A 13,938-nucleotide genomic window follows, 5' to 3' on the forward strand; every position below is an offset into this window, starting at 1 on the left:
CTTTCCCTTTCCGATAGTCATTTTTCCATACCGGATATTCAGTCCATTATTGCCGCCGGTGATACGATTTTTCCTGCCACGGCGGATGCAGCGGCTACCGCAGGGCTCGCAAGATAAACCTCACTCTTTACATGGCCCATGCGCCCGACAAAATTACGGTTTGTAGTTGCAACAGCCCTCTCGCCTTCAGCAAGTATACCCATATGACCGCCAAGGCATGGACCGCATGTCGGAGTTGAAACGGCACAGCCCGCCTCGATAAAGATATCAAAAAGTCCTTCTTTCAGGCATTGTTTCCATACATTCTGAGTCGCGGGGATGATTATACATCTTACATTTTTATGAACCTTTCTTCCTGCAAGAATCTTCGCCGCAATCCGCATATCCTCAATCCTTCCGTTTGTGCATGAACCTATAACCACCTGATCAATGGGAATATCGCCGATTTCATCGACTGGTCTTGTATTTTCAGGAAGATGCGGTAATGCCACTGTTGGTTTAATTTTGCTCAAATCAATTGTATATTCCCGGACGTATTCCGCATCGCTGTCGGCTGTAAACACTTCATAGGGCTTTGATGAATGTTCGGCAATATATTTCAGTGTTTCATCATCCACTTCAAAAATCCCGTTTTTGGCACCGGCTTCTATTGCCATATTTGCTATGGTGAATCTATCATCCATTGTAAGGAATTCCAAACCTTCGCCGGTGAATTCCATGGATTTATAAAGGGCACCGTCAACGCCAATCTGGCCGATAATGTGCAGGATTATATCTTTCCCGCTTACCCATTCACCGGGTTTCCCGATAAGATTGAATTTAATAGCTTCCGGCACTTTAAGCCATACTTCGCCGGTGACCATTGCGGCAGCCATATCCGTGCTTCCCACACCGGTGGAAAACGCGCCGAGTGCTCCGTATGTACATGTATGTGAATCGGCACCTATAACCAGATCTCCCGCCGTTACCAGCCCCAATTCAGGTAGAAGGGCATGCTCAACCCCCATCTGTCCTATTTCGAAAAAATGTTTTATTCCCATTTTTCTTGCAAAATTCCGCATCAACTTAACCTGTTCCGCCGATTTGATATCCTTGTTGGGGGTAAAGTGATCGGGAACAAGTGCAATTTTCTCAGTGTCGAAAACCTTTTCGGCGCCAATCTTTTCAAATTCCTTAATTGCGACCGGTGCCGTAATATCGTTGCCCAGAACCATGTCTACCTTCGCAGATATCAACATTCCAGGTGCTACATATTTATTTCCCGAATGTTTTGCCAGTATTTTCTGAGTCATTGTCATACCCATACGCCACACCTCTCCATTCAGACATATTGAACGAAATTGTCTCACTTACCGCTAAAACCGGTAATAATCCGTTTCCGAGAATATTAGCAATTATTATATTGGAATATTAAATTATTACTTCTGTTTTTTTACTTAAATTGGCGTAAAATTTTAATGATTTTTGCTCAATTTAATCATACATTGGACTGGAATATCGTGTCTATTTTTGTTGAAATCTGTATGACCGTTATGTTACTATTAAGGTACTAATGGAAGTAAAAGCGTATATTTACAGGGAGTATGACTATGAAAAAGATAAAGGAAATTTTTTATTTTATTATCGTGTTTGTCTTCTTCTCGGCATGTACTTTAAAAGCCGACGTAACGGCATTTAGGTCCCAATCGGTTAAAAATACGCCGGTCCCCACCCCCACAACGGTACCGACTATGACACCGACACCAACACCGACCCCGGCCCCGGTAACGGCTACAATCCTTGCCGCGGGCGATGTCATAATGCATGAGCCTGTTGTTAAAAGCGGAAAAAATAACACCGTGGAATATAACTACAATTATATATTTGACAGAATCAAGCCATTCGTTGAAGAGGCTGATCTCTCCATAATAGATTTTGAAGGTGCATGTATGGAGACAGATACCAACTATACCGGATACCCTCTTTTTAATGCACCACCGGCTATTATTACCGCTTTTGCTTATGCAGGGTTTGATATGGTAAACACAGCCAACAATCACTGCCTTGACAGGGGACTGAACGGCCTTTTTGAAACAAGGGACATTATTAAACGGAATAACCTGCAGGTAATCGGCACATTTGAAGATGCTTCCGAGCCCAGGTACACAATAAGGGATTTAAACGGGATTAAAGTCGGGTTTCTTTCCTACACATACGGATGCAATATGAATGAAAACCGTCTGACCGAAGAAGAACGCAATATTCACCTAAGCCTTATAGACAGGGATAAAATTAAAAATGAAATTGAATCACTTTCATCGCTTGTTGATGTGGTAGTCGTACTTATGCACTGGGGTGTCGAATATCGTGTTGAGCCCACTGCGGAACAGACCGAACTTGCCGATATGATTTTCAGTGCCGGGGCTGACATTATCCTGGGTTCCCATCCCCATGTTATTGAACGTTCCGAAATCCGGGAAACAGACGGAAAAATTAAATACATCATTTACAGTATGGGAAATTTCCTTTCCAACCAAATTGACGACAATAACCCGGAAACCAAGCTGAGCGAACTGACTCAGGAAAACGTTATGGTAAAAATAAAACTCGAGAAAGATTTAATGTCGGGCCAAACCCGAATAGTCTCGGTGAAACATATTCCGGCCTGGGTACACAGATACAGTGAAAATAACGTTTACAAATATTCTATCATTCCAATTCCGTCCCTTGAAAACGAAATTTTTAACCAGGTTGATGAGAAACTGGCTGAAAAACTGAAAAGCTCGTATATTAGAACCATGGAAAAAATGCAGGACTTCCGGTGATACCAAAAAACGCCTTCATTTTTACAGACGAAGGCGTTTTTATTTTTTAATCGTTTCCATTGTTTTCAGATTTGTTTTCAGACTGTTTCCTTTCCTCCTCAAACTCATATCCGCAGGAGCTCAGACTGCAGGTATACTGAATCATCTTGCCTTTAAATCTCTTTGTCATAAAGTTTCCGCATTTTGGACACTTTTTGTCAGAAGCCATATCCCATGTTGAAAAGTCGCACTCGGGATAATTTTCGCAGCCCAGATAGCTCTTTCCCCTTTTTGTTTTCTTGATAAGAACCTTTCCGCCACATTTCGGGCACTTGACACCGGCGTCGTCAAAAAGCGGCTTTGCATTTCTGCATTCGGGAAAACCAGGACAGGCAAGGAACTTGCCGTATTTTCCGGTCTTTATAACCATCCTGCGTCCGCATTTTTCGCATATTTCGTCCGATTCCTCGACAGGAAGTTCGACCTTGTTAATGCTTTCTTCCGCTGCTTTCAGCGTTTTACTGAATTCGCTGTAGAATTCATTCAGAAGATTTTTCCATTCAAGTTTTCCTTCTTCCACCAAGTCAAGCTGTGTCTCCATTTTTGCCGTAAAATTCACGTCCACTATCTCTTTAAAATGTTCCTCCATCAGACTGTTTACAATTTTCCCCAATTCGGTGGGATAAAGATATTTCTTTTCCTTAACTACGTATCCCCTGGACATTATTGTACTGATTATCGGAGCGTACGTACTCGGACGGCCTATTCCCTTTTCTTCAAGGGTTTTTACCAGGGTTGCCTCGGTATACCTTGGAGGCGGCTGGGTAAAATGCTGAGCGGGTTTTATTTCAACTGGTTTTACCACTTCTCCCTCGGTCAGCTCAGGAAGCAATATGCCCGTTTCATCGCTTTCTTCCCCGTTATCGTCGTCCTTGCCTTCTTCATAAAGTACAAGAAAACCCTTGAAGGCAATCCTTGATCCTGACGCTTTGAACAAATAGTCACCACAGGTAATTTCGACAGACATTGTATCATACAACGCCGACTCCATCTGACTGGCGATAAATCTGTCCCAGATAAGTTTATACAGTCTGTAAAGATCCCGTGAAAGCGAATCTTTGACCCGTTCAGGTGTGAATTCAAGCAACGTCGGCCTTATTGCCTCATGGGCGTCCTGCGCACCCGATTTGGCCTTGAAAACTCTTGGTTTTTCTGGAAGATATTTTTCCCCGTAATTCTTCAGTATATATTCCCTTGCGGCATTCAAAGCCTCATCAGATATACGTGTTGAGTCAGTACGCATGTATGTGATTAGACCCACGGAACCTTCTCCTTCTATTTCAACACCTTCATACAGCTGCTGCGCCAGCATCATTGTTTTCTTTGCAGAAAAACCGAATTTTCTTGCTGCATCCTGCTGGAGCGTGCTGGTAATGAACGGCGGGGACGGGGTACGTTTCTTTTCACTGCGTTTTATATTCCGTATTGTAAACTCCTTATTTTCAATATTTCCAAGAATACGATCCACATCTTCCCGTGTCTTCAGCTCAATTTTTTCGTTGACCAAACCGCTAAATTTTGCAGTGAAGGTCCTGCCGTCCTCTTTGCTGAGCAAAGTTTCAATGGTCCAGTATTCTTCGGGTATGAAATTTTCAATTTCCCTTTCCCTGTCGCAAATAATTTTTATTGCAGCAGACTGAACCCTGCCGGCGCTTAAACCTTTTTTGACTTTTTTCCACAAAAGAGGGCTTATTTTGTAGCCCACTATTCTGTCAAGAACACGCCGCGCCTGCTGGGCGTTGACAAGATTCATGTCTATGGGTCTTGGTGCCTGCAGAGCTTTTAAAACTGCGTTTTTAGTTATTTCATTAAAAGTAATTCTACATTTTTCATTGCTGTCAATTTGAAAAATATTAGCCAGATGCCATGAAATTGCTTCCCCTTCGCGATCGGGGTCGGTTGCAAGAAACACTCTTTCTGACTCTTTCGCTTCCTTTTTCAGCTCCGTGATTAAATCACCTTTACCGCGTATATTGATGTACTTTGGTTCAAAACCGTGCTCTATATCAACTCCCATGTGGCTTTTAGGAAGATCCCGAACATGCCCCATAGAGGCTTTTATCTTATAATTTGAGCCAAGAAACTTTTTTATTGTTTTTGCCTTGGCCGGTGATTCAACAATCACAAGATATTTTGCCATACTTATCCTCCGTTTCGTTCGGCTTCGCTCTAATTTGTTATAGTATCATTGATATATTGTTTTGTAAACTGTTTTTATTTATGGCTTGGAAATATATGTAATTATTGTTTAAATGGTTCTCTGGGAAATTATGTTTACTGTTTTTTACCGGCGGGTATTTGCCTTCCGTCATGCCTTATTTCAAAATTATCCTTCAGTATAAGTTCGGACACCGGAACGGGTTTTAATCCTTTTTCCTTTATTATGTCTATTACTTTTCCCAATATTTTAGCCGTATGGGATGTATCATTGTGAAACAGCAGAATATCTCCGCTTGAAACCTTTGAAACCCGTTCAAGTATTGCCTCTTGGGTAATGCCCGGCTTCCAGTCCAGAGAATCAATACTCCACTGGATTGTGAAATACCCGTTCTGCCTTGCAATTGAAATAACCGTATCATTATAGTCGCCGTAAGGCGCACGGAACAAATCGGTCTTTACACCGGAAATTTCCTCTATTGTTTTTGAACAATCCATTATTTCCTTCTTTATTTTATCCTTGCTCAGCACACTCATCTTAAAATGATTTTCCGAATGATTGGCCAACTCATGCCCCTGTTCGGCAATCATTTTTGTTTCTTCAGGGTTTCTCCTTGCCCATTCCCCGACAACAAAGAAAGTGGCCTTTACGTTTTTCTCCTTTAGAATTCTGAGTATTTCAGGAATATCCTGAGCCCCCCATGCACAATCAAAGGTAATCGATACCTTTCCTTCGCTGTTTTCAACACTGTAAATTGGTATTTCTCTTACCGGGGCGCTGACTTCTATAATTTTCCCGTTTACCGTTAAAAACATCATAAGGCATAACACCAAAGACACAAAAAATATTGCTATTGTCCTTCTTCGGATAACTATCATAAAACTTCTCCAAAGTTTTTTCCATTGTTTATATATGGCCGGTTAAAAAAGATTATTCATAAACCTAAAAAATATTACCTGTTCACCAAAAGGAATAAAAAAGGCAAGCACATTGCCACGCCTGCCTTTACACCATGTTTTATACCACAGCTTTTATGACAAATGAAAAAGAACCTCCGGCAGAGGTTCTTTCGTTTCCACTCCCCGTAAGTTGGGTTTACACTCCATTATGGTTAGATTAAAATCCAACCATTACGAAATGCCATACAGCTGACTACAACATTTACATTCCATTATGGTTAGATTAAAAGAAAACACCCGGTGGTATTGGGCTGTAAGATTTATGTATTTACATTCCATTATGGTTAGATTAAAAGGGAACCGCCGAAAATGAGGAAGGCAGCAGAGGTATATTTACATTCCATTATGGTTAGATTAAAAGAATTGCGTCTGTACTTATACCGTCCTTTTCAATACCAATTTACATTCCATTATGGTTAGATTAAAAGTTAAGATTAAAAAAAATATTACATCTTATGTATTATACAATTTAAATAGATTATTCATTTTTCAAAGTCCGATACATCTGTCGATCCCCCGTATATTTTCCGTTACTCAGGATCGACAGACAATAAAGTAACTCGATTTTTAAGCCATACGGATGTTTTTATGTAGATATTCCTCTTAATCTATATTCTAATGAACAATAAATAAATTTGCAAATTCATTTAAGACAAAACGTAAAATTTAAAAAGGCAGGCACCTGTCTGCAGCGCCTGCCCGGATTCAAAAGCCATATGTTCCATTCTGATTTTTTCCGGCATGTCTCTAAATTCGGTACAAGCCACAAAATCACGCTTCAATGCTGCCCTACGTTAAAATAATGTAGCTGTATATCTGTTCCTTTCGTTTAATCTTTTATAGAAGCATAAAATTCCTTCATTACATAGAATGCAGGTTTTTTATACGTCTTGTCCTCAGACAGAAGACCTTTTCTGTTGTATTCAAGCTGCAGGGCACTGGTTCTTCTCGGACACCTGAAATCATACAATATCCAGGGCGAAGTTCCGTGAATATACGGTATTTTGCCCAATGTCTCCGTCTGCATTTTGTAAATATGCATCTGGCAATCTTCTGTACCGAGATCGTTGACCGTTCCCCTGGCCCCTTTTAGGGCATCGGCACCGAATTCGGTTATTACGACGGGTTTTTGCGGATTACTGTTGTTAAACACCTTAATAAGATCATTAAAATCGGGAGCATACCATCCGTAATATTCGTTAATACCTATAATGTCAAGGTAATCAACCAGCCTGTCCTTGATCTTTAATTCACTGTGGTCCACAAGACATGCCGCAGAAACAAGTCTTGAAGGATCCACTTCTTTTGCTTTTTTGGCAAGGGAACTCATAAACTGAAGCCTTTCATCGGTGTCGGCGTTTTCATTTCCTACCGACCATATAATTACACTTGCTCGGTTTCTGTCGCGCTTTATGAGCTCTGTTAGCTGATTTTCCGCATTTTTGTATGTATCTGGATTTGAAAAGTCAATGGCCCAGTAAACCGGGATTTCCTCCCACAGAAGTATTCCCATTCTATCTGCTATTTTTGCCGCTCTCTCGGTATGGGGATAATGGGCAAGACGCATGAAATTGCAGTTCATTTCTTTTGCAAGCTTGAAATTTTCAATAATCTCGTCATCGGTGACGGCTTTACCGTTTATAACACTTTCTTCATGGGCGCAGACACCTTTCAGGAAAATCTTTTTCCCGTTCAGGTAAATACCGTTTTTGTCCGCTTTAATTTCCCTGAAACCAATTCTGTCCTGGATTGTATCCGAAAGATAACTAACTTTCACATCATACAACCTGGGTTTTTCAGGGCTCCACAATTCAGGCTCGGCGTTTATTATTACATCGGCTTTTCCGTCCACACATTCCATTTCTTTGTACAGGTTCAGTTTAGGTATTTCAAGTCTCGCCATGCCATTTTTTTCAGGGCCGTCTATTTCAAGTACCACTCTGATTTTTTTGAATCCGCTGTCAGGAACAAGGCTAATGTAGAAATCTTTTATAAAGGTTTCGGGAAGCCTTATAAGTTCAACATCCCTGTATATCCCACCGTAATTGAACCAGTCGGTGTTGCGCGCGGGTACGGCTTCTTTCTTCCTTGTATTATCCACAACCACCAGCAGGCGGTTATTTTCCTCAAGCATTCCTGTAACTTCAAAATAGAACGGTGTGGAACCTCCCCTGTGCATGCCTATGTACTTTCTGTTCAGAAACACTTTGGCTTCGTAATTCGCCGCTCCAAACTTAAGAAAAACCCTCTTTTCGCCTTTGTTAACATAACGAAACGTTCTTGTGTAAACAGCTGGACCTTCGTAATAATAAAAGCGTTCCTTCTGAGTGTTCCAGCATGATGGCACTTTTATCGTACCCCACCGGTCAAAGTCGAAATCCACGGGAAGATACATTCCGTTTTCGTTTTTATACTTTTCTTCATACCATTTTGATCTGATACATGTATCATACTGATCTATCTGAAAATTCCAGTACCCGTTCAGACTTTCCTTTTCCCTGCCCGTGTCGATAATCATGTCAGAGGCAGTTACCATTTTTGACAGATAAGGTATTTCATAGTCCTCATCGTGAATATTTTGCGTAAAGTTTCCCACATGCTTCGTATCCATACTCTCTAACTCCCTCATAAAAACTTTTTTAGATTATCCGATTTTATTTTAACATTGCAATAAAATAAATCAAATAAAAAAACACCATTTCACACCCATAATTCAAGCGAAAACCTGAAAGCCGGGGTGTGAAATGATGTATGCTTTTTTTACTGAGTTTCCTGATCGGAGAGCGAATTTTCATTTGAAGTATACATTTTATTATTGTCCCAGGGGTTATTTACATTATCGCAGGGGCAGATGTAACCAGATTTGTTATAATAAATAGAATGTGTATTATCCGCCGAAGGGTAAAGATTGTCATAACCGAAATCGGCATGCCCCATGTTTGCGTATGGAATTTTAGGATATACCGGGGTAAACCGGTAATATTCCGTATTTTGGATATTGTATACGTCAACGTCGAACAGGTTGAGGCAATATGGGCACTGGACCCTTACCGGATATGATCCCCCGTATGCGTAATTGTGCCCATGGTAATACCCCTGGCCAGGATTATAATAATAACCGTTCATTGGATCACTCCTGCTTAACATATATCACACTGTTATCTTATGTCAATAACGGAATAGTGTGATTATGTGTCCAGTAATTTAATTTTTCTTTGTATCATCTCGTCAATTCTCCGTATATACTGTTCAACGTTCTTCACATTGAAAACTCTTTCAACTCGGTTTTCTTCCGGATATACGATTTTTGTCGATGCCCCGGCGCCTAATGCCAATATTGTCTGTACTTCTTCCATAATCAGAATATTATATATGCCCTCACATCCCGGTTTGGCATAACCCACGTTTTCAAGGTTTGCCAGAATGTTTTTCTGTCTGTAAAGATAATACGGGTGCATCCCCATACTCCGAAGAAAAAACCCCGCCGTTTCGACCATGCTGTTAACCGTTTCATCATCTGTCTGCCTTATTATTTCCATTTCATTAATCAGCCGCGAAGCTCGTTTTACAGACAACGTATGTACGGTTACACTGTCAGGGCTTAACTCCCCGATTCTGGCCAATGTCTCTTCAAAATCCCTTTCATTCTCATCAGGAAGTCCTGCTATAAGATCACAGTTAATATTTCTGAAACCTAACGCCCTGGCCATGCCAAAAGCTTCAAATACCTGAGAAGCGGTATGGTTACGCCCGATCAGTTTTAAAGTTTTTTCCTGCATTGTCTGCGGATTTATGCTTATACGCGTAACACCGGCGTTTCTGATAATATTCAGCTTCTCAAAATTCAGTGTATCAGGCCTTCCTGCCTCAACGGTAAATTCCCTTATATTTTCAAGAGGGAGAACGGAAACTACGGAATTCAGCAGGTAATCCAGATGGGATTCGGATATGGCTGTAGGAGTGCCTCCTCCGATATAAACGGTGTCTATTTCCAAATTTCTGTCCCTTATCCATTGCGCGACCCACTGCATTTCCTTATGCAAAGCTTCCAGATAATCGGAAACCAGATTACCGAACTTGCTCATTTCAACCGACGGAAATGAACAATATATGCACCTGCTGGTACAAAAAGGTATGCCTATGTAAACGCTTACCTTCTTTTCGGCGTTTTTTAAAAATCCCATTTCATTAAGAGCTACTTCAACGGTAAGCCGCGCCTTGTTTTCAGAAAGCTTGTAATAATCCGTCAGTTTTCTGTAAGCTTCGTCAGATGTTAATCCCATGTTTAAAAGAGAACGAACTATCTTGGCAGGCCTAATTCCGGTCAAAGCACCCCAAGGTAACTTTTTTCCGGTATAATGGCTAAGACAGTTATATAACAATACCTTGGCCTGTGATCTTATTCTGTTGCATTCGTCTTTCTTTTCAATACAAGCCGATTCTGAATATAAAATTTCATCTTCGTGCTTAAGACAAATTTTTATTTCATGTTTGTCATTCTCATCATTTATGTCCAAACTGATGAAAATATCGTTTGGGTCAAGAATGTCTGTTTTTTCAATAAATTTATATCCGTTTCGCGGGAAAAAGAGTTTTATCAGCTCTTCCGCACCCGAACGGAATTCTTCAGGTATTACGATATATAACATAACTACTCCCGCATTTTATATTTCAGTTGTCCACCGCCCGGCAGAAGGGATTATATTTCTTTTCATACCCTATAGTCGTTGTAATGCCATGACCGGGATATACGTTTGTATCATCGGGCAAAATATATAATTTCCCCTTGATGGATCGTATAAGCTCATCCATTGAACCGCCGGGAAAATCGGTTCTTCCTATCGATGAATTAAACAGAGTATCTCCTGTGAAAAGGGCATTGTCAACCAATATGCATATTCCGCCCCTGGTATGTCCAGGTGTGTGAATTATTTTAAAAAAAAGCCCCGAACATTCGATCACATCTCCATCCCTGAGAAGATTATCGGCAGGTCTGAAAGTAAAAGAACCCTGTACCGGAAATTGAGCAAGACCGTTTAAAAAAGGATCCGACAAACACGGAGCATCCAGCTCATGGATGTGGACTCTAATATCAATCATGTTCCTCAACTGATCTATATAGTATATGTGGTCAAAATGCCCGTGAGTCAAAATAACATGCTTCAGCTTAATATTCTTTCCGTTTGCAGTTTCCAGTATTTTTTCAGGTGGGCATCCGCAGTCTATTACCACACCCTCGCCGTCCTTTGCCACTATATAAACATTTGACTGAATCAAACCGTCAGGTATGCATTCGATAATCACGATCAAATCCACCTCAACCGTTTTTTCTTTTTACTGAACTGTCAAGAAAAATGGTAACAGGCCCTTCATTGTGAATTTCCACATGCATTTCGGCCTGAAACACACCTGTTTCAACTTTTAACGGATATTTTTCCTTTAGGTATTTTACAAACTCCAAATACATTTCTTTTGCCATATCAGGCGGAGCGGCGTCGGTAAAGCTTGGTCTGTTTCCTTTGCGGCAGTCGGCATAAAGCGTAAATTGGGATACAACGAGTATTTCCCCTTGAATGTCAAGAACCGATAGATTCATTTTATGATTTTCATCTTCAAAAATTCTCAGGTTGACAATCTTATCCGCAAGGTATTCCAGGTCCCAGCGGGTATCATCCTTTCCCACTCCGAGTAAAACCGTCAGGCCTTTATTTATTCTTCCTACCGTCTGATTTTCCACTACCACGCTGGAACTACTAACTCGTTGGACAATTGCGCGCATAAACTCCTCCGTTATTTGTTGTTTCTCGTTATTTCAAACACGTCAGGCACACGCCTTATGCGATTAATTATTTTTTCCAGCTGTTCGGTGTCGGTTATCTCCACCGTTAAATTCATCACAGCCACATTGTCCTTTGTTGTTCTTGCATTAATCGCCTTAAGCGGCACTCCCGCATCACTTATGACATTTGTTATTTCAAGCAGTAAATGGGTTCTGTCATGGGCTTTTACCGCCAGCTCGGCCTGGTATGAAGCCGCCTTGCCCTTGTACCACTCAACTTCAATAAGCCTTTCATTGTCATTCAGGTTGCTCTGAATATTAATACAGTCTTTCCTGTGGACCGATACTCCCCTCCCTCTCGTGATATATCCCACGATTTCATCACCGGGTACAGGGTTACAGCACCTTGAAAGCCTGACCAAGCAGTTTTCAATTCCTTTTACTATTACACCCGTTTCCGGTGCGGGACGCTCTTTTTGCTTTTTACTCAATTCTTTCTTTTTCTCTTCTTCAAGTAACTGTTTCTGTTCCTCCGGGGGGAGTGTCTTCCGGTATTCTTCCTTCAGTCTGGACACTGCCTTACCGCTGGAAATGGCATCCAGGCCTATCGCCAAGTACAGGTCGTCCATATCGTGGTAATTGTATTTTTTAAACGCAGCGGCAAAAATTTCGGGTTTTAAAATCTGCTGACTGCTGAGCCCCTGTTTTTTCAGCTCTTTTTCAAAAAGCTCTCTGCCTCGCGCAATGTTTTCGTCCCGCTTTTCCTTCTTGAACCACTGATTAATTTTATTTCTTGCCTGAGAGGTTTTTACCTTTTTCAGCCAGTCGCGGCTTGGTCCTTTGCTTGTAGCCGAAGTAATTATTTCAACAATGTCGCCGTTTTTAAGTTCATAATCAAGGCTTTCAATTCTCCCGTTAACTTTGGCGCCTATCATTCTGTTTCCTATATCACTGTGGATTGCATAGGCGAAATCTATAGGTGTTGAACCCGCTTTCAGACATTTAACATCGCCTTTCGGAGTAAAAACAAAAACTTCGTCCGTAAAAAGATCAATTTTAAGGTTTTCCATGAATTCATCGGGATCGGTGGTTTCTTTCTGCCAGTCCAGTAACTGCCTGAGCCATGCCAGTTTTTCACTCAAATCGTCATTCTGGCGTCCGCCTTCTTTATATTTCCAGTGCGCGGCTATACCAACTTCGGCTATTCTGTGCATTTCCCATGTTCGGATCTGAACCTCAAACGGAATACCCTCAGGGCCTATTACCGTGGTGTGCAGTGACTGGTACATGTTGGGTTTAGGCATCGATATATAATCCTTAAAACGACCCGGCATAGGCTTGTATAGTTCATGAACCAGTCCCAGAACGGCATAACAGTCCTTGACCGTATTTACGATAACGCGGATTGCGAACAGATCATAGATTTGGTCCAGCTCTTTGTGCTGTCGTTTCATTTTCATGTATATGCTGTACAAATGTTTGGGCCGCCCGTCAATATGGGCTTCAATCCCCATTTCCATGGCTTTTTCCGCAACGGTTTTCATTATGTTTTCTATATACTCTTCGCGTTCTTTGCGTTTTTTGGCTATTTTTTCTGCAAGGTCATAATATTCTTTTTCGTGAAGATATCTGAAGCTCAAGTCTTCCAGTTCCCACTTGACTTTATAGATTCCAAGACGGTGTGCAAGAGGAGCATAGATATCCAGAGTTTCCTGAGCTATCTCAATCTGCTTTTCCCGCGGCTTATACTTCAGCGTGCGCATATTGTGCAGCCTGTCTGCAAGTTTTATGATAATAACCCGGATATCTTTCGACATTGCCAGAAACATTTTTCTCAAATTTTCGGCCTGGATTTCCTGCTTGTTGGTATATGGGATTTTGGCAAGCTTTGTGACCCCATCCACAAGATTGGCAATTTCTTCACCAAAGTTTTTCAGCGTGTTCTCATAGGTAAACGAGCTGTCTTCCACCGTGTCATGCAGCATGCCTGCAACTACCGTAGCAGTATCCATTTCCATTTCAGCAAGAATATACGCCACCTGTAACGGGTGAATGACAAAAGGCTCCCCCGAACTCCTTTTCTGTCCTTCATGAGCTATACAGGCAAATTTATACGCTTTTTCTATAAGCCCCCAGTTATATTCCTTTCCGTTAGATTTAAGTTTTTCTATCAGCCTGTTATATTCCTCGAGCATCAAA

Annotated in this window: 10 protein-coding genes and 1 CRISPR repeat array; of the genes, 1 reads left to right on the forward strand and 9 read right to left on the reverse strand. The window is 41.3% G+C overall.

The annotated features are described in order from the left end of the window. Window positions 1-38 precede the first annotated feature (38 nt). Window positions 39-1,304: a 3-isopropylmalate dehydratase large subunit gene (gene leuC / locus CST_RS06550; protein WP_015359061.1), complete on the reverse strand. Its 1,266-nt coding sequence runs from the start codon at window positions 1,302-1,304 to the stop codon at window positions 39-41. 285 nt (window positions 1,305-1,589) lie between these two features. On the opposite strand from leuC, the gene CST_RS06555 reads away from it, so the two are divergent. Then, window positions 1,590-2,804 carry a CapA family protein gene (locus tag CST_RS06555; RefSeq protein ID WP_015359062.1) on the forward strand — a complete coding sequence of 405 codons (1,215 nt, stop codon included), beginning with the start codon at window positions 1,590-1,592 and terminating at the stop codon, window positions 2,802-2,804. Between the two features lie 46 nt (window positions 2,805-2,850). Here CST_RS06555 and topA read toward each other — a convergent pair whose 3' ends face one another. The 8 genes from topA to CST_RS06595 all read right to left on the reverse strand — a co-directional run bounded on the left by topA (window position 2,851) and on the right by CST_RS06595 (window position 13,934). Then, entirely contained in the window at window positions 2,851-4,983 is a 2,133-nt protein-coding gene (gene topA, locus CST_RS06560; protein WP_015359063.1) for a type I DNA topoisomerase, read from the reverse strand. Between the two features lie 134 nt (window positions 4,984-5,117). Next, complete coding sequence (locus CST_RS06565) at window positions 5,118-5,879, reverse strand: polysaccharide deacetylase family protein (protein ID WP_015359064.1); 762 nt, start codon at window positions 5,877-5,879, stop codon at window positions 5,118-5,120. Between the two features lie 215 nt (window positions 5,880-6,094). Beyond that, window positions 6,095-6,388: direct repeats of the CRISPR family, unit length 30 nt; unit sequence ATTTACATTCCATTATGGTTAGATTAAAAG. A 401-nt stretch (window positions 6,389-6,789) separates the two neighbouring features. Continuing rightward, window positions 6,790-8,571, reverse strand: a complete 1,782-nt coding sequence (locus CST_RS06570) for a glycoside hydrolase family 2 protein (protein WP_015359067.1) — start codon at window positions 8,569-8,571, stop codon at window positions 6,790-6,792. Between the two features lie 149 nt (window positions 8,572-8,720). Further along, window positions 8,721-9,086, reverse strand: coding sequence for a hypothetical protein (locus CST_RS06575; RefSeq protein ID WP_015484995.1), 366 nt, complete (start codon window positions 9,084-9,086; stop codon window positions 8,721-8,723). A 62-nt stretch (window positions 9,087-9,148) separates the two neighbouring features. Then, entirely contained in the window at window positions 9,149-10,609 is a 1,461-nt protein-coding gene (gene hemZ / locus CST_RS06580; protein ID WP_015359069.1) for a coproporphyrinogen dehydrogenase HemZ, read from the reverse strand. 22 nt (window positions 10,610-10,631) lie between these two features. After that, the gene (locus CST_RS06585) at window positions 10,632-11,264 is read right to left on the reverse strand and encodes an MBL fold metallo-hydrolase (protein WP_015359070.1); all 633 of its coding nucleotides are present in this window, start codon (window positions 11,262-11,264) and stop codon (window positions 10,632-10,634) included. A 13-nt stretch (window positions 11,265-11,277) separates the two neighbouring features. Next, the gene (dtd, locus tag CST_RS06590; protein ID WP_015359071.1) at window positions 11,278-11,739 is read right to left on the reverse strand and encodes a D-aminoacyl-tRNA deacylase; all 462 of its coding nucleotides are present in this window, start codon (window positions 11,737-11,739) and stop codon (window positions 11,278-11,280) included. Window positions 11,740-11,750: 11 nt separating this feature from the next. Beyond that, a complete protein-coding gene (locus tag CST_RS06595; protein WP_041746652.1) occupies window positions 11,751-13,934 on the reverse strand; it encodes a RelA/SpoT family protein in 2,184 nt (727 codons plus the stop codon). Window positions 13,935-13,938: the final 4 nt, after the last annotated feature.

This window comes from Thermoclostridium stercorarium subsp. stercorarium DSM 8532, from assembly GCF_000331995.1.
In the GTDB taxonomy this organism is placed as follows: Bacteria; Bacillota; Clostridia; order DSM-8532; family DSM-8532; genus Thermoclostridium; species Thermoclostridium stercorarium.